The sequence below is a fragment of the Agrococcus sp. Ld7 genome (assembly GCF_045064095.1).
Lineage (GTDB): Bacteria > Actinomycetota > Actinomycetes > Actinomycetales > Microbacteriaceae > Agrococcus.
Window position 1 is genome coordinate 62,202 of the sequence record NZ_JBISGY010000027.1, and the last position, 25,850, is coordinate 88,051.

The following is a 25,850-nucleotide window of genomic DNA, read 5'->3' on the forward strand; positions in this document are numbered from 1 at the left end:
CCGCTGCGCTCGGCGCGGTGAGGACAACGAATGGAGAGTCGATGCGCGGCATCATCCTGGCCGGCGGATCAGGCACGCGCCTGTGGCCGATCACGAAGGGCATCTCGAAGCAGCTGATGCCCATCTATGACAAGCCGATGGTCTACTACCCGCTGTCCACGCTGATGATGGCGGACATCCGCGAGGTGCTCATCATCACCACGCCCGAGTACAACGAGCAGTTCAAGGCACTGCTCGGCGATGGATCCGCGCTCGGGATGGACATCCAGTACGCAGTGCAGGCGAGTCCGGACGGCCTTGCGCAGGCGTTCATCATCGCGGAGGAGTTCCTGGCGGGCGAGCCCGCTGCGCTCGTGCTCGGAGACAACATCTTTCACGGCACCGGCCTCGGCTCCAGCCTGCGTCAGCACACGGAGGTCGACGGCGGGCTCGTCTTCGCATACCAGGTCGCGAACCCGCGCGCCTACGGCGTCGTCGAGTTCGACGATCAGATGCGCGCGGTGTCGATCGAGGAGAAGCCCGAGCGGCCCAAGAGCAACTACGCGGTGCCGGGCCTGTACTTCTATGACAACGACGTCGTGGAGATCGCCAAGTCGATCACGCCCAGCGCCCGCGGGGAGCTCGAGATCTCGAGCATCAATGAGCGCTACCTCGATGCGGGCCGGCTGCAGGTGCAGGTGCTCGACCGCGGCGTCGCCTGGCTCGACACCGGCACGTTCGAGTCGATGATGCAGGCGAGCGAGTACGTGCGCGTGATCGAGGATCGCCAGGGCTTCAAGATCGGCTGCATCGAGGAGATCGCCTGGCGCGCCGGCTGGATCGACGACGCGCAGCTGGAGCAGCTGGCACAGCCGCTGCTCAAGAGCGGCTACGGCGAGTACCTCGTGCGACTGCTCCAGAGACAGTGGTGACGTCGGTCCGCGAACGGGTCACCGCCAGCGCCGCTCCGCGGTACATCGCCGAGATCCAGGGACTCCGCACCGTCGCGCTGCTGATGGTCGCAGCGTTCCACATCTGGTTCGGGCGCGTCTCCGGCGGCGTGGACGTGTTCCTGCTCATCTCGGCCTACCTGCTGACCCGGTCGCTGGTCACCGCTGCAGAGCAGCACCGGGATGTGCCGCTCGTGTCGTACATCCTGCGCAAGTTCGCCAGGCTGCTGCCGGCTGCCGCGGCGGCGACGCTGCTGGCGCTGGCCGGAGCGCTGCTCGTGCTGTCGCAGCGGCACTGGGAGGACCTCTCGCAGCAGGCCCTCGCTGCGATCAGCTACACGATGAACTTCTGGCTGCAGGGCAATGCCGTCGACTACCTGGCGCAGGCACGATCGACCGCGAGCGTCTTCCAGCACTTCTGGTCGCTCTCGGTGCAGGGGCAGATGTTCATCCTGTGGCCGATCCTGCACGTGGTCGTGGCGCTGCTGTTCCGCGACCGCGTGCGCCGGGCGCTGCTCATCGTGTTCCTGGCGATCGGGCTGGCCTCCTTCGCGTGGTCGGTCATCTCGGTCGCGCAGGATCAGCGGCTCGCCTACTTCGACACCTGGGGGCGGCTGTGGGAGTTCGCGGCGGGCTCCGTCTTCGCGCTCATCGCGCCGTCGCTGCGGCTCTCGACGCGGGTGAAGCACTGGATGGGCTGGATCGGTCTGGCGGCGGTGGTCGCGACCGGCTGGCTGCTCCCCGTCGAATCCGCGTTCCCCGGCGTCGCGGCGCTGTGGCCCGTCGTCGCCGCAGGGCTGGTGCTGCTGGCCGCCGACTCGCCGCGGCAGAGCGGCGACCGGGGCAACGCGCTCCTGCGGCACCCGGTGCTCGAGCGCAGCGGCAAGTACATGTACGCGCTCTACCTCACCCACTGGCCCGCCCTGGTGCTGTTCGCGGCGGCGACCGGCATCGAGCGGCCGAACCCGCTGCAGGGCCTGGGCATCCTCGTCGTCTCGGGTGTCGCGAGCGTGCTGATCTACCACGTCGTCGAGCACCCGGTCGCTCGGTTCACCCGAGCCGGCGCGGGACGCACGGTGGTGCTGCGGCAGATCGGCGCGATCGTCGTCTCCGTCGCGCTGGTGCTCACCTCTGTCGTCGCCGTGCGCGCGCAGCTGGATCGTGCGGAGTCGGATCAGGCCGGCGAGCTGTCGGGCCTCGACCTGCCGTCCATGGGTGCGAACGCCGACCCCGGCCGGGAGTTCGCCTCGGTGTACCCGGGAGAGGCGCTGACCGCCTCGTTCGCGCAGGAGCCGGGCGTGCCCTGTGCCGACGACGACCCCTACAACGTCGGCATCTGCCGCGACTGGGGCCAGCTGGAGTCGCCGGAGCGATCGATCGTGATCGTCGGCAGCTCGCACTCGGCAGCCATGGCGCCGATGCTGATGGAGACGGTCGAGCAGCATCCGACGTGGCACGTGCGCACCTTCACCTCGCCCGGCTGCTTCTTCCACTGGCCCGAGGACAATGCGTGGCCCGAGGAGGTGGGCGCGTGCAGCAACACGTGGAAGGTTGCCAATCAGTACATCCTGGATCGCTCGCCCGACATGGTCTTCACGATCGCGTCGCTCACCCACCCCGACGGCAGGGAGGATCTGTTCGGGGGGAGCTTCCCGGGCTGGGTCGACTACCTGCACGAGCGGACGGGGACGCTGGTGGTCGGGGTGCGAGACAATCCGCGCACCGACTTCGACCCGTTGGAGTGCGCGGAGCGCGCGGGCTTCGACAGCCCCGAGTGCTCGTTCGACGCAGAGCTGCAGCTGCCGGACCTGGCGGGCTACGCGACCCGGATCCACGATGCCGGCGGCGCCTTCATCGACCTGAACGATCACATCTGCCCGGGCGGCGTGTGCACGCCCGCGCTCGGTGGCATCGTCACGTACGTGGACAACAGCCACATCGGCGAGCACTTCGCCAGGTCGCTTGCTCGGCTGTTCAGCACCGAGCTGCGCGGCTACGCGAGCTGGTACCCGGCTGACCCCTGGGAGTGAGGCGCGCCGGGCGGCGCTCAGGCGTCGTCCGGCGCGCACACTGCGCGGCTCAGCAGCCTCACGGGACCGTCGGCGGCGCCGTGCGGTGACACCTCAGCGCGTCTGCAGCCCGCCGATCAGCGTCGTCCTCGCGGTGCCGGACGAGCTGCCGTCGCCCTCCACGCGGATCCGCAGCGCCTCATCGGCGCGCGCCAGCTCCGGGCCCTCGATGTGCTCGATGGCGGTGCTCACGGTGTACTCGCCGGTGCCCAGATGCAGATCGGGCATCTCCACGCGCACCCGCACCGGGCCGCTGATCCGCCCGGTCTCGATACCCAGTCGCTGCGTCGTGGTGAAGAGCGCCAGCTGGCCGAACCCCGTCGCGAGCGCGACGCCCAGTCGCCAGTGCTCCACCGGGTCGTGGGCCGTCAGGTCGACCTCGAGCGCGACATCGGATCCGACCTGCGTCGTGGTGATCTCGGTGCCGGAGGCGTCGACCATGCGCACACCGTCGATGGTGACGCGCTCCATCGGCTCCACCGGCTGCTCGTCCTCCTGGACGGGCCTGCGGGCGTCCTCGTAGTCGCGCTGCGAGCGGAAGCCGCCGCGCAGCACATCGACAGCTTCGATCGGGGGGCCGTCGAAGACCATCGAGCCGCGCGAGAGCACCACGCCGCGCGTGCACAGGTCGGTGATCTGGCTGAGCGCGTGGGTGACCAGCACGATGGTGCGCCCCTCGAGCTGGAACGAGCGGATCTTGTCGAGGCACTTCTCCTGGAACGCCTCGTCGCCGACCGCGAGCACCTCGTCGACGAGCAGCAGATCGGGGTCGACGTGCACGGCGACCGCGAAGGCGAGGCGCACGTACATGCCGGAGGAGTAGAACTTCACCTGCTGATCGATGAACTGCTCGATGCCCGAGAAGTCGACGATCGCGTCGAAGTACTGGTCGGTCTGCCGCTCCGACAGACCGAGGATGGATGCGTTCAGGTAGACGTTCTCGCGGCCGGTCAGGTCCGGGTGGAATCCGGCGCCGAGCTCGAGCAGCGCCGCCATGCGGCCGCGGCGCTCCACCGTGCCGCTGGAGGGCTGGATGATGCCGCCGATGGTCTTCAGCAGCGTCGACTTGCCGGAGCCGTTCGGGCCGATGAGGCCGACGGTGGAACCGGTATCGATCTCGAGCGAGATGTGCTTGAGCGCCTCGAAGTGCTCCGCGTGCGCACGGCCGCGGGCCGCGTTGACGATGCGCTCCTTCAGGCTCTTGTCCTTGCGCACGGTGAAGTGCTTCGACACATCGTCGAGTCGCACGATCGGGACGCTCGACATCACAGCTCCTGCGCGAAGTCGCCCTGCAGGCGCGCGAAGATGCGCTGGGCGACGTAGAGGGCGACGAGGCCGATGCCCGCGCTGACGAGCATGTTCACCCACAGCTCCGGAACATGGGCGGCCGCGGCGCCGGGCTGCCAGAACGCCTCCTGGAATCCCAGCACCGTGAGCGTGACGGGGCTGTTGACGTACAGCGGCAGCAGCCACTCGAACGAGCCGCCGGCCAGCTGCGAGTCGACCATCGCGATCGAGTAGAGGATGGGGGAGCCCCACATGACGAGCACGAGCACCACATCGACCAGATACGCGACATCCCGCAGGTAGACGTTGATGGCGGAGAGCGCGAGCGCGAACGCGGAGCTCCAGATGATCGCCAGGATGATCGACGCGGGGGCGTACAGCAGGTGCCCACCGAAGCTCAGCGCGCTCGTCGCGGCGGCCGCGACGATGAGGATCACGACCTGGATGACGAGCGTGAACATCGCCGGGCCGATGGTCGCGAGCGGGAAGATCTCGCGCGGCAGGTAGACCTTCTTGATGAGGCCGGAGTTGACGACGATCGCGCTCGTGCCACCACCGATGATCTCTGCGTACACCGTGTAGATCGCGAGGCCGGCGAAGATGTAGATGCCGAAGTTGTCGATGCTGCGCGCCGCCCCGAGGAACTGCCCGACCACGATCGCGTAGACGAACAGCATCGTGAGGGGTCGGACGAGGCTCCAGACGAAGCCGAGCTTCGAGTCCTTGTACCTCGCCTTCAGCTCGCGCTTCGTCAGGCGTCCGAGCAGCTCGCGGTACTGCCAGACGTCGCGGGTGGCCGCGATGAATCCGGCGAGCCCGTTCGAGCGGGCTCCGGCGTGCTCCCACGGCGCGTCGGCGAGCCGCTGCGCACGGGCCGTCGCGACGTCCGACATGTGTGCTCCTGCCTCGGGGGCGACCGCGGGCTCGACAGGCGTCGGGGCGATCAGGTGAACCGCGCCATCCTATCCCAGCCGCGGTCGGGGCCTCGTCCCGGACGCGTGGCGCCACGATCGCCAGCGGGGTACATCTCGGCCGCTACACTTCAACAGGAACTTGAAGGTTAGACGCGAGGGAACGCAATGCTGAGACGACGGCCACTGGTCGCGATGGTCGCCGTGATCGTGATGCTGACGGGCATGGTCGCTGCAGCGCCCGCCGCCCCCGCGGAGGCCGCTCGGGCGTCCGACTTCACGCCCGGCAACCTCATCTCCGACGCCAACTTCTTCGACGGCAGGGCGATGACCGCCTCGCAGACGCAGGACTTCCTGCAGCAGCAGCGGCCGAGCTGCACCGCCGGCTACACGTGCCTGCGCGACTACCGCCAGGCGACGCCGGCAATGGCGGGCACACAGTTCTGCGATGCCATGCCTGGTCAGGGCGACGAGCGGGCCTCATCCATCATTGCAAGGGTCGGTCAGGCCTGCGACGTCTCGCAGCGGGTGCTCCTCGTGCTGCTCGAGAAGGAGCAGTCGCTCGTCACCTCGTCGCGACCGTCGCGCATCCAGTACGAGCGCGCCACCGGCTTCGCGTGCCCGGACACCGCGCCGTGCGACCCGTCCTTCGGCGGCTTCTTCTACCAGGTCTACAACGCCGCCAGACAGTTCCAGCGCTACGCCGCGTACCCCTCGAACTACCAGCATCGCGTCGGTGTGCGGCAGGTGCTCTACCACCCGAACGCCGCGTGCGGGTCGTCGGCTGTCGACATCCAGAACCAGGCCACCGCGGGCCTGTACAACTACACGCCGTACCAGCCCAACGCCGCAGCGCTCGCCAACCTCTACGGCACCGGCGACGCATGCTCGGCCTACGGCAACCGCAACTTCTGGCGCATCTTCACCGACTGGTTCGGCGATCCGCGCGGCGCGGGCAGCGGGCCGCCGGTCGGCGCCGTCGACGCCAGCGCGACGACCAACGCTCTGCAGGCGAGCCTGAGCGGATGGGCGTTCGACCCCGACACCACCTCGCCGATCCGCGTGCACGTCTACGCGAACAACCCCTACCCGACCGGCCGCAACGTCGGCACGCTCATCGCGGACGAGCAGCGCGCAGGCATCCCGGCACGCACGCCCGGCGGCAGTGATCGCTTCGGCTTCTCCGGCACCGTGACGGTGCCGACCGGCACGACGCGGCTGTGCGTGCATGCGCTCGACTCCACCGTGCACGGCAACACGATGATCGGCTGCGTGCCCGTCACGCCGAAGGCCGGCACGCCCATCGGCCAGATCGACGGCACCTACTCGGTCGGTCCGACCGCAACGCTGCGAGGCTGGGCGCACGACCCGGACACGCGGTCCCCGATCCGCGTGCACGTCTACCGCGGCGGGCCGCTGGGGGAGGGCAAGCCGTATTCCGCGGTCGATGCCGACCTGCCGCGCGCAGACGTGCAGCGGTCGGTCTCGACCGCCGGTCCGGCGCACGGCTTCGAGGCGCGCGTGCCCGCACCAGCGGGCGGCGAGACCTACTGCGCCTACGCGATCAACGTCGACGGCGGCGATCATCGCCTGCTCGGCTGCCGCTCGGTCCAGCCGAACGGTGGCCCGCCCCGCGGCGAGTTCGAGGCGCTCGGTCGCAGCGATGGCGGCGACGTCGTCCTGAGCGGCTGGGCGCTCGACCCCGACACGGCCGTCGCGAGCAGCGTCCGGGTCTCGGTCGGAGGCCGCGACGTGGGCACCTACGTCGCGAACGCCACGCGCACCGACGTCGCGAGCTCGTTCCCGGGCTACGGCTCCGCGCACGGCTTCCGCGTGCAGCTGCAGCTCGCCACGGGCGATCACCGGGTGTGCGTCACGGCGCTCGACCGCGCGGGTGGCCACGCGGCGACCTCGCTCGGCTGCCGATCGATCTCGGTCTCGCTCGCCTCGCTGCTGCCGGCGTCCGACAGGGTCGCCGGCGCGAACCGGTTCCAGACCGGGGTCGCGATCTCGCAGGACGCGTTCCCGCGCACGGCTCCCGTGGTCTACCTCGCGAGCGGGTCGAGCTTCCCCGACGGACTCTCCGCCGGCCCGGCCGCCGCGCACGAGGGCGGTCCGGTGCTGCTCACCCCTGCCGGTTCGGTGCCGCAGGAGGTGCTCGCCGAGATCCGCCGGCTGAAGCCGCAGAAGATCGTCATCGTCGGTGGAGCGCCGTCCGTCTCCGCAGCGGCGGAGCAGCAGGTGCGCGGGCTCGGCGTGGCCCGCAGCGTCGTGCGGCTCGCGGGCGCGAACCGCTTCGAGACGAGTCGCATGATCGCCGCGCACGCCTTCGGGCGCGATGCCGACGCAGTGTTCCTCGCGACCGGCCGCCGCTTCCCGGACGCGCTTGCAGCGGGGCCCGCGGCCGCACTGAAGCACGGACCGGTGCTGCTCGTCGACGGTGCGGCAGCCGCGCCGGACACTGCGACGCGCGCAACGATCGCCTCGCTCAGTCCGACCTTCATCGGCATCGCGGGCGACGGCAGCTCGGTCTCCGCGGGCATCGAGCGCGCTGTGCGGACCCCGGGCCTCACGGTCGAGCGCTTCGCCGGTGGCAACCGCTTCGAGACGGCCGCCGAGCTCGGCAGGCTGTTCGCCGATGTGGACTCGGTGTTCGTCGCCAGCGGCGAGGGCTTCGCCGACGCACTGCCCGGTGCCGCAGCAGCGGGGGCTGCGGGAGCGCCGCTCGTGCTCGCGCACAGCACCTGCATCCCGAACGCGACGCGCGATCGGCTCGCGGCCTGGCGCCCGGGCAAGGTCCTGCTGCTCGGCGGCGCGCCGACGCTCGGCAGCGGCGTGGTCTCGTACCGCTCCTGCGGCTGACGCGATCGTGATGACGGCCGGCCGGTGGGCATCCGCCCCGGCCGGCCGCGTCTCCAAGGGCCTGCGCTGACCGGTCCCGCGGCGCCTCAGCGCATGCGGGAGCGTGCGACGCGCACAGCCTTGCGCGCAGCACGCACGCCCAGCGACCGCACACGGCCGAGCGGTCCGAGCGGGCCGAAGCGGCGCTCGATGCGCTCGAGGGCCGCGGAGGAGCCGTCGATGCGCTCCGCGTGCTCGACCCGGATCGTGAGCGTATCGCCGGCACGCAGGGGGCCGGTGATGTCATAGGCGGGATCGTGCGTCGAGAACAGGTCGAGCGACCCCGCGCGCGAGCCGTTCACCGGCCGGATGCGATAGCCAGCCGTCTCGATGCGGATGCCGCTGACCAGCAGCCCCGTGCCCTCGGCGGGGTCGAAGCGGATGCCGACCGTCCCGGCGGGCACCACGACCTCCACCAGCATCGGCCCGCCGTTCGGATGCTCGGACTGGGGCGCACCCGCGTGCCGATAGCCGCCCCCGGTGTCGAAGAAGACCGTTGCGTCCAGCGGCCGGCCGCCCGCGCGCGCGAGCACATCGCCGAGCGTGTCGTGCGCACCGGCGCCCAGCGCTCGCGCGACGTCAGCGATGAAGGCGTCGCCGATCTCCATGTGCGTGATCGCGCCAGCCTTCGTCACGCCCGTGCGCGCCCGCATCCGGAGCGGCGCGAGTCCGTGCAGCAGGATCGAGGCCCACTCGTGGTGCGCGAGTCGCGCGCGATCGCCGGCTGGCATGCCTGCGGAGACCTCGACCAATCGCTCCAGGAGCGCGCGCCGCACCCAGAGCGACGCGCCCGGCGTCGGCGCGGCGGGCACGTCCGGCGGCCCCCCTGCCGCGGCCGCGTCGAGCGCCGCGCGCCCGCGCTTGGACGGGGTGCGGGTGAGGCTGCCGACGAGTCTCCTGCCGAGCGCCACCGGCGGCACGATCGCGCCGAGGGTGTCGTCGTCGTCGAATGCCGCGCAGGCGGCCTGCACGGCGACCGCCCCGTCGCCGAGGGACGCGCGGATGTGCGAGCGCGCGATCCTGGCATCCTCGGCCCAGCCCGGGCGCGGATCATCGCCGAGCACCAGGAAGCGCTCAGCCGGGAGCTCGAGCGCGGCGAGCATCGCGGGCTCCGCCGCGGGGGCGAGCACGCGCGCGCCGGCGACCGCTGCCGCCCGCGCCGCCGGCGAGTCCGTGTCGTCGCTGATGAGAGCCACTCGGTCGGCGCCGATCGAGCGGCTCCATTCCGAGATCGCGCCGAGGGCCATCGGCCCCTCCAGCACGACCACCATCGCGTCGACGGGACCGGTGTCGGCGGCCTGATCGAGCCAGACCGCATCCTGCAGCGTGCGGCGCAGCCGGAGCGTCGGCATCGTGCGGATCGCATGGTCGAGCAGGTCCCGCCTGAGGTCGCTCGGCATCGCGGAGAGCAGGCTCCACAGCTCGGCGGTGGCAGCGCCATCGGAGTGGGTGGTGAGCTCGTGCGTGCTCAGGTACAGCATCCGCCGCTTGAAGACCGGGCAGCCGCGCTCGCGCACGAGCAGCGCGGCGAGGCCGATGATCGGATTGGTGGAGAGGTGCTCGAGATCGCTCGTGTCGACGGCGACCGTCCACGTGAACCCGTGGTCCTCGAAGTAGCCCGTCTGCTCCATCTCGTGCAGCCGCACCGCGTCGGCATAGCCCTCGATCGCCGGCAGGTCGCGCCAGTAGGAGGCGAACGCCTCGCTGCGGAGCAGGCTCGAGCGGTAGACGGTGAAGTAGCTCTGCACGTGCGCGCGCTCGGTGCGCGGCGCGGCAGTGCCGGCGGAGGCATCGGCGGCACCGTGCCGGGTGATGCCCCAGAAGTCGACGTCACGCTCGGCCATCGCGTCGAACATCGGCCGCAGCGGGCGGAGCGGGCCGAAGACCGAGGAGTTCGCCACGACGAGCTCGTCCATCTCGGCGAGCGTCGGCGAGAGCGCCTCGATCCCGGCCCGGAATGCCTCCACGTCGTACCCCGTGTTGCCGCGCACGATGAGCATGGCGCCGAGCTCCTCGACGCGGCGACGACTGCCGGGCTCGAGCTCGCCGTTGGCGACCACGACCGCCTGCTCGACGTGCTCGAGCAGCGCACGCAGGTAGTGCTCGTTCGCCGCGTCCAGGATGCCGTCGACGTCGTGGAACGCCCAGACGAGCGCGCGGCGCGGCGTCGTGGTCAACCTCATCCGGCACCCATTGCCGAGCGGCACGCCTGCAGGAACGATCTGCCGTACTGCTCGGTCGGCTCGAGCACCGCGGATTCCGCCCATTCGTTCCAGGCGTTGACGAAGATCAGGCGGCGATCGGGCTCCCGGTCGGCGACCGCGGCGGCGCACGCGGTGAGCCATCGGCGGAACGTGTAGGGATTGGTGCCCGTGAAGAGGTCCGGCTGCCACTGGCGGCGCGCCGTGTTGTCGAAGGTGACCATCGCGCCGGGGTAGGCGTCCTCGGGCAGCGACGCCAGCCGACGTCGGTACCCGTCGACCATCGCGCGATAGCTCATCGCGCGGCCCTGGAAACGGGCGTCCCACTGGTCGGCGGGGATCTCGGTCGCGACCCAGTCGAGGTTGTGGGGCGCGAAGTCGAGCGACCCGTCGATGATGCCGATCGCGCCCGCGTCGCGGAGGCTGCCCATCGCGGGTCCGACGTCCACCTGCAGCAGCAGCAGCTCGCCGACGCCCTCCTCGCGGCACCGCTCACGCCAGCGCGCGACCGTCGCCGCAGGGTCGGGCAGCTGTGCGAGCTTGTACACGGCGAGCACCACGGCTCCGTCAGCGCGCAGGTAGCGCGGATCGCGCAGCAGCGGCATCACGTCCTCGATGAACTGCTCCGCCGGCACGGATTCGTACTCCTGGCCGATCAGCACGTCGGTATCGCCGCCGTCCCACCTCCTGGTCCAGTTCTCGTTCGCCCACATGATGCAGATCGGCTGGTCGAGGTCGCTCTCGAGCAGACGCTCGATAGGACGCTCCAGCAGCTTCCTGCCCGCGAACCAGTAGTAGTAGTACATGAAGCCCGCGATGCCATGGGTGCGCGCGAGCTCGAGCTGCTGCTCGCGGACGGTGTCGAGCTCGAGCGAGTAGAAGCCGAGCTCGGTGGGCCGCAGCGGCACGTCGTGACCGGGATAGAGGGGATGCGCCTTGACGACGTTGTACCACTCGGTGAATCCCTTGCCCCACCAGCGATCGTTCTCGGCGACGCGGTGGAACTGCGGGAGGTAGAACGGCACGAGCCTGGCGCGCGGCGCAATGCAGGCCTCGCCCGGATCCGCGGGCAGGTCGGAGCGCGTGAGCACGCGCATGCCCGCCTCCTCGGACAGCAGGCCGACCATGCGCTCGATCGCGTGCGCGCACGTGCCGTCGATCTGGCCAGCCTCGGGCTCGAAGTCATCGCGCTCGAACCGGAACGCCCGCAGGCCCTGCAGCACGAAGCCGCGGATCCAGTACATCGAGCCGGCCGGGAACCGCAGCGAGTCAGGATCGAGCGGCATGCCGAGCCGGCGATAGATGCCGCGCACGAGCCCCAGATCGCCGCCCCAGTGCTCCGGGCCCGCGATGCTGGCATCGGCGGTCACGACGGCGATGTCGGGATCGGCCCGCATCGCGGAGAGGATCGAGGCCACGTTGTCGGACGAGCCGAGCAGCGCGTCGACGAGCGACGCGCGCCAGGCGGCCCCGTCGCCGTCGAGCGTCTCGTGCGCCTCGCGCCAGGCGCTCTTCTTCGTGTGCACCTTGAGCACGGTGGGGTAGGGGTCGAGGATGCCCGCGTTGACGAGCTGCACGAGCGGCCAGATGTCTCGCCCGTGGTTCTCGACCGAGAGCACCTCGACGTGTCGTGCGCCCGCCAGGCGCAGCTGCTGCGCCTGGATGCTCGTGCCGGAGGAGTTCGTGATGTAGAGGTCGAAGGGCTCGTCGATCGCGCGCAGGCCCTCCAGCAGCTCGTCCAGCAGCTCGGGGAAGTGGCAGTGGAGCACGACGGCCACCGCTGCCGGTTCTGCGACCGGCACGCGGCTGAAGCGCCAGTCGACCGGGAAGCCGACGAACCGCGAGGCATCCATGCGGTCGGACCAGCGCTCGAACGACGACGGCGCGTCGGCGTCGCCCTCGGTGAGCGGTGCCGCTCGCCTGCGGCCGTGCACGACCGCCCGGGCCGCGCGGCCGCCGAAGCGGACGAGCCGCTGGGCACGGCCAGCCCACAGGCGCGGATCGAGAGGATCGGTGCGGGCAGCGCGCTCCTCGGCGCCCCGCAGCGCTCCTCGAAGCTCATCGACCTGCTGGCGCAGCTCGATGAGCTCGTCGTCGCGTGAGGGATCTCGGTTCGCAGTCACCGGCCCAGCCTAACGATCGTGCCGACGCGGCGCCCAGCCGAGGTCAGACGGGCTGCGTGATCGCCGCCGTGCGCGGCGCGCGCGGGGCGATCTGCTTCCGCAGCGGCCCGATCGCGAAGATCACGAGCAGCATCAGGCCGAACTCGATCCACGGCCGGGATTCTGCCAGCCCCTGCACGAACAGGGCGACCCACAGCAGCAGCGGGATGCTGTTCAGCGCTCGTTCGCCGATCGGCGCGCGGTAGAGCGCGCCGAGCGAGTTCGCGACCGCTCGATACTGGATGGCTGCCCACAGCAGCACGCCGACGATGCCGAGCTGCATGAAGACGTCGAGCCACACGTTGTGCGCCTGCAGGTAGACCATGCCGTGCATCTCGCCCAGCGTGTCGAAGGGTTCGACCCACGGGAGCCAGTAGCCCAGATACCCGACCCCGACCACGGGGCTGGTGAGGCCGAGGTCGATCACGCGCCCCCAGATGTCGAAGCGGCCCGTCATGTCGGCGTCGCGACCGAGGAAGTCGGTCACGAACGCCCAGTTGCCGATGATGAGGCCGATGCAGGTGAGGCCGATCGCGATCGCGATCCCGAAGATCCGGTAGAACGTGGCGCCGCGCCAGCGCACCCAGGAGACGACGAGCAGGGTCAGCACCGCGACCATCGCGGTGGCGAAGAGCACGGTCGCGCTGCGGGTCACGAGGTGCGCCAGGATCGGCAGCATGATCCACAGCGGCCAGGAGCGGCGGTCGAGGCCGGCCGCCGCACGGCATCCGGCGATCACCAGCGCGATGAGCGCCACCATGCCCAGCAGGTTGGCATTGCCCATGACTCCCTGCACGCGGCCGCCGTCGAAGAGGAGGCCGCTCGACCAGTGCAGCTCGCCGCTGACGTCCGGCGGGTAGTCGGCCCAGAGCGGGAACAGCGGACGACGCAGCACGAGCGCCACGAACGACTCGAACAGGAACGACGCGATGAGCAGACCCTGCATCGTCCAGTGTGTGAGGTCGAGGATGACGCGGTAGGGCAGGGTCGCGATGAGCACTGCGCTCGCGATCGTGCCCAGCAGCAGCACCGAGCCGACGAGCGACCAGCCGGGTGCGATCGCCCACAGGGCCGACACCAGCGCCATCGCGGCGAAGGCGACGACGGGCACGGGCATCCGCGTCAGCCGCACCCGCAGCAGCACGAGCTCCAGCGTGACCCAGACGAAGGTCGCGATGACCATCGCGCCCCAGGCTGGGTAGCCGATCACGTTCCGAACGGCGTCGCCGCAGACCGCGTTCGCGACGATCCAGGTTGCGAGGATCGTCCTCCTTCTCTGCCCGGGCACTGCACTATCGTGCCATGCCCGGGTGGGACCAGATTGCGCTCGGCTCCGCGCTGGACCCTGCTGCCTGTGCGAGGATTGCTCGCCCCCCTGCCCTTCCGCTTGGAGCCCCATGCGCGTCGTCGTCCTGGTCCCCACCTACAACGAGCTCGAGGCGCTGCCCGTGACCATGGATGCGCTGCTGCGGGCAGCGCCCGAGGTGGAGGTGCTGGTGATCGACGACGCGAGCCCCGACGGCACCGGCGAGCTCGCCGATGCGATGGCGGCGGCGGACACCCGCATCAGGGTGCTGCACCGCACCGAGAAGCAGGGGCTCGGGCGCGCCTACCTGCACGGCATGCGGGTGGCGCTCGATGAGGGGGCGGATGCGGTGGTCGAGTTCGACGCCGACGGCTCCCATCCGGCCGACGCCGTGCCGCGGATGCTCGCGCAGCTGCAGGCAGGGGCCGATCTCGCGATCGGCTCGCGCTGGGTGGCCGGCGGCGGCATCGCCGACTGGCCCTGGTACCGGCAGGCGATCTCACGGGCGGGGAACGTCTACGCGCGCGTCATGCTCGGCTCCTCGGTGCAGGACATGACCGCCGGCTGCCGCGCGTACACCGCCGACCTGCTCCGCCGCATCGCGCTCGACGACGTCAGGAGCCAGGGCTACGGCTTCCAGATCGACATGACGCGGCGAGCGCTCGAGGCGGGTGCGACGGTGGTCGAGGTGCCGATCGTCTTCCGTGAGCGCGAGCTCGGCAGCTCGAAGATGACCGGGGGGATCATCGCCGAGGCGCTGACGAGCGTGACCGGCTGGGCGGCCGGGCGCATGTTCGGTGCTGCGGCCGACCGGTTCGCGCTGCTCAGACGAACGCTGATTCGCCGGTGATCGCGCGGCCGACGATGAGCGCGTTCATCTGCGCCGTGCCCTCGTAGGTGTAGATCGCCTCCGCGTCGGCGAAGAAGCGGGCGACGCCGTAGTCGGTGACGATGCCGTTGCCGCCGCAGATCTCTCGGCACCAGCCGACGACCTCGCGCATGTGCGAGGTCGTGAACGACTTCGCGAGCGCTGAGTGTGCGTCGGCCTGCCTTCCCTCGTCCAGCATCCGCGACACCTGCACGCACAGTGCGATGGAGGCGGTGATGTGCCCGAGGGACTTCGCGAGCATGTCCTGCACGAGCTGGTGCCCCGCGATCGGCTTGCCGAACTGCACGCGCTCCCTCGAGTACCGGACGGCGGCCTCGTAGGCCCCGATCATGATGCCGACGGCGCTCCACGCCACCTCTGCGCGCGTGAGGCGCAGCACGCGAGCGGTGTCGCGGAAGCTGGAGGCCTCCTGCAGCCGCATCGACTCCGGCACTCGCACGCCCTCGAGCACGATGTCGGCGTTCTGCACCATGCGCAGCGAGATCTTCCGCTCGATCTTGGTGGCGGAGTAGCCGGCGGCGTCGGTCGGCACGATGAAGCCCTTGACCTTGCCGTCGTCGGCATCCTTCGCCCAGATGATCACGATGTCGGCGTGCGTCGCGTTGCCGATCCAGCGCTTCGCGCCGTCGATGACCCACTCGTCGCCGTCGCGCCGCGCAACCGTGCGCAGACCCTGCGAGGAGTCGGAGCCCGAGAGCGGCTCCGTGAGCCCGAACGCCCCGACGACCGAGCAGTCGGCGAGCTTCGGCAGCCACTCCGCGCGCTGCTCGGCGCTGCCTGCAACACCGATGGAGCCTGCCACCAGACCGTTCTGCACCCCGACGAAGGTCGACACCGAGGCGTCGATGCGACTCATCTCGAGTGCGACCCAGCCGCGGTAGACGGCCGAGTTCTCGAACCGAGCCGACTCCGCCCAGCCGGCACCGATGACACCCAGTCCGGCGATGCCCGGGATGAGGTCCATCGGGAACGCGTCGCGGTGCCAGTGGTCGTCGATGACCGGCTGGACCTCGTCCTCCATGAACGCGCGGATCTGACCGAGCGAGGCCTGCTCGGTCTCGGTGAGATCGGTCGCGAACCCGTAGAAATCGCTCGTGAGCGGCGTGAAGGTCATGAGTCCTCGGTTCTGTCGATGGGCGGCGGTGGCCGCGTGCCTCGCGGCCGGAGGCCGACAACGTCAGGCTATGGCCGGACAAGGCCACCCGCTCGGCCGTTGGTACGCTCGAGCCAATCCGCGGGAAGGAGACCGGGACGTGTTTGTGCCGATCACCAATGAGCCGCGGGACTACGCATGGGGCAGTAGCAGCCTGCTCGCCGAGTACCTGGGCCACGCGCCCTCCGGCGCACCGGAGGCGGAACTGTGGTTCGGGGCGCATCCGGGCTGCCCGTCGCGCGTCACCGGCGGCGCGCACGCGGGCCTCGACCTCGAGGCCGCGATAGCCGCGGAGGGCGGTCGGCAGCCGAGGATGCTGCTGAAGGTGCTCGCGGCGGCTGAGCCGCTCTCGCTGCAGGCGCACCCGGATGCGCCGCGAGCGCGTGCGGGCTTCGATCGCGAGGACGCCGAGGGCATCCCGCGCGATGCCCCGCATCGCAGCTATCGCGACCCGTTCGCGAAGCCGGAGCTCGTGGTCGCGGTGACCCCGTTCGAGGCGCTCAGCGGATTCCGCCCCGTGGCCGACGCCGAGCGCGCGTTCGATGCGCTCGCGGGCATCGACGAGCGCTTCGCGCCGGTCGCCGACCGGGTGCGAGCGGGCGGTGCGCTCGCCTGGCTGCTCTCCGGCGCGCCCGAGGTGGCAGGGGCCGTGCGCGCTGCAGCGGAGCGCCTGGACGACATCGCCGAGTCGCTGCCCGTCGAGGCAGACACGATCCGGCGCCTCGCAGAGGTGCACCCCGGCGATCCGGGCATCCTGGTCGCGCTGCTGCTGCACCGCCTCTCGCTCAAGCCCGGCGAGGCGCTCTACCTCCCCGCAGGCAACATGCACGCGTACCTCGAGGGACTCGGCATCGAGCTCATGGGTCCGAGCGACAACGTGCTGCGCGGCGGCCTCACGCCCAAGCACGTCGACGTGCCCGAGCTGCTCGCGGTGGTCGACACCTCGGTGAACACCGATCCGCGACTGCCCGCCGAAGCGCTGGACGGCGCGTTCGCCTACCGGCCACCCGCGCCGTTCGAGCTGCGCCGCATCGTGGGACGGCATGCGGCGCCCGCCGGGCGTGCAGTGCTGCTCGCCGTGGCACCGGCGGTGGTCGAGGTGGATGGCACGGGGCACAGGCTCGCCGCTGCCGAGGCCGCGTGGATCGACACCGACGCCCCCTTCTCGGTCGACTCCTCCGAGGCCTGGCTCGCGCTCGACCTCGACACGCCGTGACGCAGTTCCCGGCCGGGGGCGTGCGACACGCTTAGAATCCTCGACTTGACGCGGAGCGAACTACACCGGTGTAATTGGTGCAACGCGAGCCCGGCCGGGGTCTCGCGAGAACCGGGGGAACGCCATGCGAGAGGGAGTGCAGCGCAGCACGACGACGACGCGAGGCGTGGATGACGGCGGGCTGCGTCGCGGGGTGCCCGGCGACTGGTTCGTCGACCCGATCATGCTCGGGGTTCCGGGCGTCCGCACCGAGGCCGACGACCACCCCCTTGCGTGGCAGGCCGATGCGCTGTGCGCCGAGACCGACCCGGAGGCGTTCTTCCCCGAGAAGGGCGGCTCCACGCGCGACGCCAAGCGCATCTGCGACACGTGCGAGGTGCGCCAGCAGTGCCTCGACTACGCGCTCGAGAACGATGAGCGCTTCGGCATCTGGGGCGGGCTCTCCGAGCGCGAGCGCCGCAAGCTCCGCAAGCTCGCCTGATCGAACGGCGCCGCTGGCATAGGGTGGTCGTGTGACCGTGGTGCTGACGCTGATGGTGCGCGACGAGGCAGACATCATCGCGGCGATGCTCGAGCATCACCTGGCGCACGGCGTCGATCACATCCTCGTCACTGACAACGCCTCGGTCGACGGCACGCGCGAGATCCTGGCGGACTACGCGCGGATCGCCCCGGTGACGGTGTTCGACGACCCCGTCCACCGCAAGCAGCAGGCAGAGGTCGTGACGCGCATGGCGCGGCTCGCGGCCACCGAGCACGGTGCCGACTGGGTCATCAACGGCGACGCCGACGAGTTCCTGCGACCGCTCGATCCCACGATGACCCTCGCTGAGGTGTTCCAGCGGCTGCCAGCGGCGGTGGGAGCCTTCCAGGTGCCGGTCGTCAACATGGTGGGGCCGTTCGCTCGCCGCGGTTCCGGCATCCGTCGCCTCACGTACCGCGACCTGCGCACGGAGGATCAGCTGCGAGCATCGGGGCTCGTCGCGCACCCGTCGAGCAATGCCATCCACATCGGCGACCCCGAGGTCGAGGTGGTGCAGGGCAACCACCGTGTGTCGACGCCCGCTGGCGAGCAGCCGGCGAGCGAGCTGGCGCTGGAGGTGCTGCACCTGCCATGGCGATCGATGGAGCAGATCGAGCGCAAGATCCGCAACATGGGTGAGGGCTACGACGCGAACCCGCAGCTGCAGCCATCGCCTCGGCATCACGGGATGCGCGATTGGCGCCGGATGCGCGCCGGCCTGCTCGCCGCCTTCGTCGCCTGGCGCATGCCGACGGACGACGAGCTGCACGAGCCCGAGTACGGCGCGGATGCGTCGCTGGCGGCGTCGCTCGACGCGCTGCCGGGCCTGCTGCCGGATCGGCTCGAGGCGGCTCTGGCCGACAGCGCCGACGAGCCCTTCGACGATGCGATGCTGCACGCGGAGCGCGCGAGGGCTGCCGCGGCCGAGCCGCTCGAGCGGCTGGCGCTCGAGGAGCTGACCAATGCTCGGCTCGACGCCGATGCGCTGCGGGTCGACCGCGACCGCCTGGATGCGCAGCTCACCTTCACCAGGGCCCACGCAGACACCCTGCAGCGCGATCTCGACGCGGCCCAGGCCGTTCTCGAGCAGCTGCGTGCCAGGACCGCGATGCTCGAGCGCTCGCCGTCTCAGCGCGTGGTGGGCGTCGCCCGCCGGGCGATCGGTCGCCTGGGCGGCGGCTGAGCACTCCGTCGATTGCGCGGCACACCGACGGCAACCCGCTGGTCGAGCGCGGGGGCACCTAGCCTTGCCGGGTGCATCCGAGGGTCTTCGCCGTGCTCGCGGCCAGCAGCGGGGCCGCCTATCTGCCGGCGACGCTCGCTGCGATCCACGCGCAGACGGTGGCTCCCGAGCGGCTGGTGGCCGTCGACGGGGGATCCAGGGATGACTCCCGCGCCGTGCTCGAGGCGTCCGGTGCACGCAGTGTCGTGGTCGCGCCGCGGCTGTCGTACGGCGAGCTGATCGGCAGAGGGGTCGCTTCGCTGCCGACCGCGCAGGACGGTGATTGGCTGTGGTTGCTCGCGCACGATGCGACGCCGCACGAGCGCGCGCTGCAGGCGCTGCTCGCGCATGTCGACGCCCACCCGAGCGTCGTGATGGTCGGACCGAAGGTCATGCGCGCTGAGGCGCCCGATCGCTTCGCCGAGTTCGGGCAGACGATGACCCCGTTCGGCCGGAGCGTGCTGCTGCACGAGGGCGAGCTCGATCAGGGCCAGCACGACGACGACAGCGATCGGCTCGGTGTGGCCGAGACGGGCGTGCTGATCCGGCGCGACGTCTTCGAGTCGCTCGGGGGCTTCGATCCGATGCTCCGGTCGATCGATGCGGGCCTCGACCTGGGCGTGCGGGTTCGCATGGCGGGTCATCGCGTCGCGGTGGAACCGCGAGCCAGGGTGCGTCGAGCCGGCGGCCCCGAGCATTTCGCCGCCAGGTCGGTGAGCGATGCGCAGCGGGTCGCGATCGCCAGGCGCGCACAGCTGCACCGCCGGCTGTCCTACGCGCATCCCGTCGCGCTGATCCTGCAGTGGCTGCTGCTGGTGCCGACGGGACTCGTTCGCACCGTGGTGCATCTGCTCGCGAAGCGGCCGGCGGCGGTGCTGGCCGAGTGGCACGCGACGCTCGCGGCCTTCGTCTCGCTCCGAGCCGTCGCCCGAGCGCGTCGGCGGATCGCTGCGACACGGACGTCGCGGTGGAGGTCGCTGCGCCCCCTTCGCGCCTCGTGGCGCACGGTGCGCTCCCAGCGCCGGGCGCTCGGCGATCCCGAGCGCATGCAGATCGCTGTCGACGAGCGCGTCGGCTTCGTCGAGGGCGCCGGGCTCTGGGTCACTGCGCTCGCCGTGGTCGTCGGCATCGTGCTGACACCGCAGCTCATCGGCGCGTCGAGCGCGACGGGCGGTGGCCTGCTGCCGCTGTCGGCATCGGTGTCGCAGCTCTGGTCCCACACGCTCGCCGGCACCCTCGACCCGCTCGGGGATGTCGTCGCCGTTCCCGATCCCTTCGTGCTGCTGCTCGCGCTCCTCGGTTCCCTGACCCCGTGGCAGCCATCGACCGCGGTGGTGCTGCTGCTCTTCCTCGCGCCCGCCATCGCATCCCTCACCGCGTTCTTCTCGGTCCGACGCATGACGACCTCGCGCTGGGCGCCCGCGGTCGCCGCCGCGGTGTGGGCGCTCTCCCCGCTGCTGCTTGCCGCGATCGTGGAGGGACGGATCGGCGCCGTGCTCGCGCACCTCGCGCTGCCGATCGCCGTGGTCGGCATCCTGCGTGCATCGGACTCCTGGCGCGCCGCCGGGTTCGCTGCCGTGCCGCTCGCGATCGTGGCCGCCAGCGCGCCGGTGCTGCTGCCGGCACTGCTGCTGCTCGTGCTGATCGCGGCCGGGATCGGCTGGCGCGCGCCGCTGCGCCCGCTCGCAGCACTGCTGCCGACCGCCGCGCTGCTCGCGCCGATCGTGGTCGAGCGGTGGCGAGCCGGGATGCCGCTTGCCGCGCTCGCAGATCCGGGCGTGCCGAAGCCGGGCGCGCCGCCCAGCGCACTGCAGGCGGCGCTGCTGTCGCCGGACGGCTCCTTCGCGTCGCTCGGCGGTGTCGTGGCGCAGCTCGCGCCCGAGGGCGATGCGGCAGGGTTTGCCTTCGCGCTGCTGGCGCCGCTCGCGATCGCCGCACTGGCCGCCGTGGTGCTGCGGCCCGCGAAGGCATGGCCGTGGGTGCTGCTGCTGCTCGCCGGGTACGCGACCGCCGTCGCGTCCACGCGGCTCTCGCTCACCTCCTTCGAGGGGCAGCCGGTCACGGTCTGGGCAGGATCGGGCGCATCGCTCATGCTCGTGGCGCTGCTGGGGCTCGCCGTCGTCGCGGTGCAGGTCGATGATCGACGTGCGAGCGTTCCCGGCGGCCTCGTCGCGCTCACTGCGACGATCGCAGCGCTCCCGATCATCGCCACGTCCTTCCTCGCGCCGGCGACCGTGATCGCCGGACCGGAGCGCCGCATGCCCGCGTTCGTCGATGCAGCGGCGGAGACCGACAGCACGATCGGCACGATGGTGCTCCTGCCGCTCGCTCCAGGAGTGCTGCAGGTCGACGTCGAGCGCGGCGCCGGAGCGACGCTCGACGGCGTCGCCACGGCGGAGCTCGCGCGGCGTGCGCCGGGGGAGACCGAGGCGCGGCTCGCCCAGGTCGCCGTCGACATGGCTGCCGGCGGCGACACCGAGGTCGCGCCGCTCCTGGATGCCCAGGGCGTGCGGTTCGTCCTGCTAGAGCAGGAGCGCGAAGGCGCCGCCGGGGTGCACGATCGCGCCCAGCGCTCGCTCGACGCGCGCGGCGACCTGCAGGCGATCGGCCAGACCGAGGCCGGGCTGCTCTGGCAGCGCGTCGACGCCACCGCCCTCGAGCGCGAGCCGCGCCCGGCATGGGCAGGCGCATTGCTGCTCGTGCAGCTCGTCGCTCTGGGTGCGGCGGTGGTCGCGGCGCTGCCGTCGCTGCGCCGCGGCGCGCGGACGAGGACCCGCAGGCTCGAGGGAACGGGGGACTGGCAGTGACGCACGGCAGGGACCACGACCCTCTCGACGACTCGCAGGAGTTCGACGACCCGTCGCCGATCGCCGAGGAGGAGGCGCCGAGCAACCATCGCGCCGCGCCCGAGGAGCGCGCCGTCGAAGCCGAGGCCGAATCGTCCGGCGATATTGCCAGCGACGTCACGCTCACCGACCGCGAGGCAGCAGCGAACGAGGCGGCGGAGGCCGGCAGGCGGTTCGAGCGTCGGGACGTCGTGCGCTGGAGCGCGCGCGCCCTTGGCGGCGTCGCCGTCGCGGGGATCATCGTGGGGGCGGTGCTCGGGGCGACGGCGCTGCCGGACGACATCCGTGTGCAGACTCCGGTGCCGGAGTCGCTCGTGCAGCCCTCCTCGCCGCTGCAGTCGCGCGTGTGCGCGGGGCCCGCGCTCCGCGTCGGCACCTCCGACGGCGAGGATGCGCTCGCGATCGCAGCACTCGGCGATCCCGTGATCGAGATCGGCAGTCTCGGCGGTGAGATCCGTCGGGATGCGGTGGCCGTCACCGGAGCCGACGACGTGCCCGGCGGCGTCTCCGTGGTGCAGCGCAACGAGGAGACGACGCTGTCGGCCGCGCAGACCCTGGCGCTCGACGTCGAAGCCGTGCGGGGCTTCGCAGCGAGCGAGTGCGCGGAGACGAGGCTCGATCAGTGGCTGGTCGGCGGCTCCACGCGCACCGGGCGCCAGACGGTGCTCACGGTGGCCAATGCGTCGGAGGCCAGCGCCAGCGTCGATGTCACGGTCTTCGGGTCTGACGGTGCCGTCGAGTCGGTCGGCTCGAGCGGCATCGCTGTCTCGCCCGGGTCGTCGATCGTGCTGGATCTGGCAGCCATCGCGCCGGGCGTTCCAGACGCGGTGGTGCGCGTCGCATCCACGGGCGCCCCGGTCGCTGCGCACCTGCAGCAGATCACCACGCGCGGTCTGGAGCGCGGCGGATTCGAGGTCGTCGATCCCGTCGCCGCGCTCACGTCCACGGTGCTGCCCGGCGTCACGGTGACCGAGCCAACGGGGCTCGAGACGCGCGAGGGCTACGACGACACGGTGCCGACGCTGCGGCTGCTCTCGCCCACCGGCGGTGATGTCCGCGTGGTCTTCCAGGAGGCAGACGGCTCCACGATCGAGTCAGCAGGCGTGCTCGAGGCGGGCAGGGTGACGGACTTCCCGCTGGAGGAGCTGCCGACAGGAACGTTCGCCATCAGCGTGGAGTCGGACGCGCCCGTCGTCGCCGGAGCGCGATCGGTCGCCGTCGCTGGGGAGGGACTCGACTTCGACTGGATCGCGGGTGGGCAGGCCCGCACCGGCACGTCCGCCGTTGCGGTGCCGAGCGGCCCGAACGCGACCGTGCACATCGTGAGCACCGCCGATGCGGATCAGGAGATCGAGGTCGCTGGCCGCGCCGTGCAGCTGGCCGCCAACGGTGTGCACGAGCAGCGTGTCGAGGGCGGTTCGATCGAGGTCAGCGGGGAGGGCCTCGTGATCGGCATCGGCTACCGCGACGAGGGCCGGGTCGGTGGCTTCACTGCGAGTCCGCAGGGGCCCTCCGCCGAGGGCGTTCGCGTGCTGCACTGACGAACGGCCGCAGGTCAGATCGCAGGTCCTGACGCGTGCGGCGGTCAGCTCGTAGGTCGAGGAGCGCCCGGGCGGAGCCCGGGTGCGTCACGAGACCGGAATGTGGTCTGCTCGTAGGTCGAGGAGCGCCCGGGCGGAGCCCGGGTGCGTCACGAGGCCGGAGGACGGCGAGCAGTCCGGTCTCGTGACGCGTGCGGCTGCGCCGCCCGCTCCTCGACCTACGAGGGTGGGCGCTCCGATCGGCCTCGTGACGCGTGCGGCGGTCTGGTCGTAGGTCGAGGAGCGCCCGGGCGGAGCCCGGGTGCGTCACAAAGCCGCAGGGCGGCGATCAGCTCGTAGGTCGAGGAGCGCCCGGGCGGAGCCCGGGTGCGTCACGAGACCGGAGGGCGGCGATCAGTCCGGTCTCGTGACGCGTGCGGCTGCGCCGCTCGCTCCTCGACCTACGAGGGGGAGCGCTCCGGCCGGCCTCGTGACGCGAGCGGCTGCGCCGCTCGCTCCTCGGCCTACGCGGGTGGGCTCAATGGTGACGCCAGCGGTCGGGCGCGACCTCCCACGGGTCGCGGCCGATCAGCTCGGCCGCGGCACGGAACACGGCGCCCTCGATGGCCACCTGACGATGCCAGGGGTCGTCGATGTGCACGCGCGGCAGCCGCTGCAGCGGGAGGCGGTAGAGCGTGATCGTGCGTTGCGCGGTGTCGACGGCCCACTCGGGCACCTCGTCGACGCGCTCCGCGAGCGCTCGCGGCGGCATGTCCGCCCAGCGGAAGCGCACGTCGCCGAGCTCCGCGGGCCAGAGCGCCATCACGTAGTCGGCAGCGTCTGCCGCGATGTCCTCGAAGCGCGTCTCGCGCGAAGAGAGGAAGGGGAGCACCGGCCCGGCGATCGACGATCGGATCTCACGGCCGTGGCGCGAACCGCGGGAGTGCTGACGCGCAGGCATGCCGTCATCCTAGTGTCGCGCGCCCCTGGTGGAGGTCGACGCTAGCCTGGAGCAGATGGACGACAGGACGTGCTCGCGACCCGGATGCCGCCGGTACGCCGATCGCACCGTGACGGTCGACTACGACGGCATGATGCTCGTGATCGGTCCGCTGCAGCCCGCCAGCAGGCGGGGTGCGCTCGAGGGCAGCTACGACCTGTGCGCGCCGCACGCCGAACGCCACGCGGGACCGTCGGGCTGGCATATCGTCCGATACGAGCCCGGGCACGCGGATCGCTGAACCCGGCCCCGCCGAGAAGGAAGAGGATCCATGTCGCTCACCGACATCGTGAAGACCTATGACGTGCGCGGCCTCGTCGACGGGCAGCTCACCGAGACGGTCGTGCGCGCGCTCGGTGCCGCCTTCGCCGACGAGGTCGGCACCGGTTCGCCCATCATCATCGGGCACGACATGCGCGCCTCGTCCCCCGCGCTCGCCGCTGCCGCAGCAGACGGGGCGCAGGCGCGAGGGGCCGACATCGTCCTCATCGGATTGTGCTCGACCGACGCGACGTACTTCGCGTCCGGTTCCATGGACGCCCCCGCGATGATGTTCACCGCATCGCACAACCCCGCCGCCTACAACGGCATCAAGTTCTCGCGCGCGGGCGCGCGCGGCGTGAGCCTCGAGACCGGGCTCGCAGCCATCCGCGACGGCGCGCAGCGCTACCTCGACGACGGCCTGCCGGAGGCCTCGTCGCGCGGCACGCTCCGCACTCGCGACGTGCTCGGTGACTACGCGGCCCACCTGCGCTCACTCGTCGACCTGAGCGGCGTGCGGCCGCTGCGGGTCGTCGTGGACGCGGCCAACGGTATGGCGGGCATGACCGTGCCGGCGGTGCTGGGGGAGGCCGCGGGGCTGCCTGGGCTGCCGATCGAGATCGTGCCGATGTACTTCGAGCTCGACGGCACCTTCCCGAACCATGAGGCGAATCCGCTCGACCCCAAGAACCTCGTGGATCTGCAGGCCGCCGTGGTCGAGCAGGGCGCCGACATCGGGCTCGCGTTCGACGGCGATGCCGACCGGTGCTTCGTCATCGACGAGCGCGGCGGGGCCGTCTCGCCGTCGGCGGTCGCGGCGATCGTCGCCGAGCGCGAGATCGGCCGCGTTCGCGCTGAGGGAGAGCGCGACATCGTGGTGCTGCACAACCTCATCACCAGCCGCGTCGTGCCGGAGGTCATCGCCGCCGCTGGCGCGACCGCGATCCGCACCCGCGTCGGCCACTCGCTCATCAAGGACAAGATGGCCGAGACCGGCGCCGTCTTCGGCGGCGAGCACTCGGCGCACTACTACTTCCGCGACTTCTGGGGTGCCGACAACGGCATGCTCGCCGCCATGCACGTGCTGGCGACGCTCGGCGTGATCGAGTCGCCGATGTCGGACCTCGCCGCGAGCTACTCGCCGTACGCGGCATCCGGCGAGATCAACTCGACCGTCGACGACGTGCCCGCCGCCTACACGCGCATCGTGGAGGCGTTCGCGGGTCGCGGTGACTTCGACGAGCTCGACGGGCTCACGGTCACGGCGCCCGACGGCAGCTGGTGGTTCTCGGTCCGCCCTTCGAACACGGAGCCGCTGCTGCGCCTGAACGTCGAGGCTGAGGCGGCGCCGACGATGGTCGCGGTGCGCGACGAGGTGCTCGGGCTGATCCACGCCTGAGTCGTCCCTGAGCCCGAACTCATGCCATTGCCGAGTCCGCACAAGTAGCCTGGCG

At 71.4% G+C, this 25,850-nt stretch carries 18 protein-coding genes; 11 read left to right on the forward strand and 7 right to left on the reverse strand.

All coding sequences use genetic code 11. The annotated features are described in order from the left end of the window. Positions 1-41: 41 nt before the first annotated feature. Positions 42-911: a glucose-1-phosphate thymidylyltransferase RfbA gene (rfbA, locus tag ACJJVL_RS06485; RefSeq protein WP_405217586.1), complete on the forward strand. Its 870-nt coding sequence runs from the start codon at positions 42-44 to the stop codon at positions 909-911. Beyond that, a complete protein-coding gene (locus ACJJVL_RS06490; protein ID WP_405217587.1) occupies positions 908-2,959 on the forward strand; it encodes an acyltransferase family protein in 2,052 nt (683 codons plus the stop codon). The genes rfbA and ACJJVL_RS06490 overlap by 4 nt, the downstream gene beginning before the upstream one ends. Positions 2,960-3,052: 93 nt before the next feature. Here the strand turns inward: ACJJVL_RS06490 and ACJJVL_RS06495 are convergent, their stop codons facing one another. Together ACJJVL_RS06495 and ACJJVL_RS06500 are read right to left on the reverse strand one after the other, a co-directional pair. After that, positions 3,053-4,264 carry an ABC transporter ATP-binding protein gene (locus tag ACJJVL_RS06495; RefSeq protein ID WP_405217588.1) on the reverse strand — a complete coding sequence of 404 codons (1,212 nt, stop codon included), beginning with the start codon at positions 4,262-4,264 and terminating at the stop codon, positions 3,053-3,055. Beyond that, complete coding sequence (locus ACJJVL_RS06500) at positions 4,264-5,178, reverse strand: ABC transporter permease (protein WP_405217589.1); 915 nt, start codon at positions 5,176-5,178, stop codon at positions 4,264-4,266. Before ACJJVL_RS06500 ends, ACJJVL_RS06495 begins: the two co-directional genes overlap by 1 nt. Positions 5,179-5,364: 186 nt before the next feature. On the opposite strand from ACJJVL_RS06500, the gene ACJJVL_RS06505 reads away from it, so the two are divergent. Further along, a complete protein-coding gene (locus tag ACJJVL_RS06505) occupies positions 5,365-8,058 on the forward strand; it encodes a cell wall-binding repeat-containing protein (protein ID WP_405217590.1) in 2,694 nt (897 codons plus the stop codon). Between the two features lie 86 nt (positions 8,059-8,144). Here the strand turns inward: ACJJVL_RS06505 and ACJJVL_RS06510 are convergent, their stop codons facing one another. From ACJJVL_RS06510 to ACJJVL_RS06520, 3 genes are read right to left on the reverse strand one after another with little or no spacing between them, the layout of a single operon-like run. Continuing rightward, the gene (locus tag ACJJVL_RS06510) at positions 8,145-10,280 is read right to left on the reverse strand and encodes a rhamnan synthesis F family protein (protein WP_405217592.1); all 2,136 of its coding nucleotides are present in this window, start codon (positions 10,278-10,280) and stop codon (positions 8,145-8,147) included. After that, entirely contained in the window at positions 10,277-12,421 is a 2,145-nt protein-coding gene (locus ACJJVL_RS06515; RefSeq protein WP_405217594.1) for a glycoside hydrolase family 99-like domain-containing protein, read from the reverse strand. The genes ACJJVL_RS06510 and ACJJVL_RS06515 overlap by 4 nt, the downstream gene beginning before the upstream one ends. Positions 12,422-12,464: 43 nt before the next feature. Beyond that, positions 12,465-13,748, reverse strand: coding sequence for an O-antigen ligase family protein (locus ACJJVL_RS06520; protein ID WP_405217595.1), 1,284 nt, complete (start codon positions 13,746-13,748; stop codon positions 12,465-12,467). A gap of 109 nt (positions 13,749-13,857) precedes the next feature. Here ACJJVL_RS06520 and ACJJVL_RS06525 point away from each other — a divergent pair, with 109 nt between their 5' ends. After that, positions 13,858-14,616, forward strand: coding sequence for a polyprenol monophosphomannose synthase (locus ACJJVL_RS06525; RefSeq protein WP_405217596.1), 759 nt, complete (start codon positions 13,858-13,860; stop codon positions 14,614-14,616). Here the strand turns inward: ACJJVL_RS06525 and ACJJVL_RS06530 are convergent. After that, complete coding sequence (locus tag ACJJVL_RS06530; RefSeq protein ID WP_405217598.1) at positions 14,591-15,769, reverse strand: acyl-CoA dehydrogenase family protein; 1,179 nt, start codon at positions 15,767-15,769, stop codon at positions 14,591-14,593. The two genes, ACJJVL_RS06525 and ACJJVL_RS06530, sit on opposite strands and share 26 nt — an antisense overlap. 139 nt (positions 15,770-15,908) lie before the next feature. Between ACJJVL_RS06530 and manA the strand changes: the two genes are divergently transcribed. The 5 genes from manA (at position 15,909) to ACJJVL_RS06555 (ending at position 23,156) form a co-directional block, all read left to right on the forward strand. Then, complete coding sequence (gene manA / locus ACJJVL_RS06535; RefSeq protein ID WP_405217600.1) at positions 15,909-17,024, forward strand: mannose-6-phosphate isomerase, class I; 1,116 nt, start codon at positions 15,909-15,911, stop codon at positions 17,022-17,024. A 223-nt stretch (positions 17,025-17,247) separates the two neighbouring features. After that, positions 17,248-17,505, forward strand: coding sequence for a WhiB family transcriptional regulator (locus ACJJVL_RS06540; RefSeq protein WP_405217925.1), 258 nt, complete (start codon positions 17,248-17,250; stop codon positions 17,503-17,505). 31 nt (positions 17,506-17,536) lie between these two features. Further along, on the forward strand, positions 17,537-18,730 hold the full coding sequence (locus ACJJVL_RS06545; protein WP_405217602.1) for a glycosyltransferase family 2 protein: 1,194 nt from the start codon (positions 17,537-17,539) through the stop codon (positions 18,728-18,730). 71 nt (positions 18,731-18,801) lie between these two features. Beyond that, positions 18,802-21,576, forward strand: a complete 2,775-nt coding sequence (locus ACJJVL_RS06550; protein WP_405217604.1) for a glycosyltransferase — start codon at positions 18,802-18,804, stop codon at positions 21,574-21,576. After that, complete coding sequence (locus tag ACJJVL_RS06555) at positions 21,573-23,156, forward strand: DUF5719 family protein (RefSeq protein WP_405217605.1); 1,584 nt, start codon at positions 21,573-21,575, stop codon at positions 23,154-23,156. The genes ACJJVL_RS06550 and ACJJVL_RS06555 overlap by 4 nt, the downstream gene beginning before the upstream one ends. 517 nt (positions 23,157-23,673) lie before the next feature. Here ACJJVL_RS06555 and ACJJVL_RS06560 read toward each other — a convergent pair. Then, on the reverse strand, positions 23,674-24,096 hold the full coding sequence (locus ACJJVL_RS06560; RefSeq protein WP_405217607.1) for a hypothetical protein: 423 nt from the start codon (positions 24,094-24,096) through the stop codon (positions 23,674-23,676). 55 nt (positions 24,097-24,151) lie between these two features. Between ACJJVL_RS06560 and ACJJVL_RS06565 the strand changes: the two genes are divergently transcribed. Both ACJJVL_RS06565 and ACJJVL_RS06570 read left to right on the forward strand, forming a co-directional pair. Beyond that, positions 24,152-24,376, forward strand: a complete 225-nt coding sequence (locus ACJJVL_RS06565; protein WP_405217609.1) for a DUF3499 family protein — start codon at positions 24,152-24,154, stop codon at positions 24,374-24,376. A 30-nt stretch (positions 24,377-24,406) separates the two neighbouring features. Beyond that, positions 24,407-25,795 carry a phosphomannomutase/phosphoglucomutase gene (locus ACJJVL_RS06570; protein ID WP_405217611.1) on the forward strand — a complete coding sequence of 463 codons (1,389 nt, stop codon included), beginning with the start codon at positions 24,407-24,409 and terminating at the stop codon, positions 25,793-25,795. Positions 25,796-25,850 lie beyond the last annotated feature (55 nt).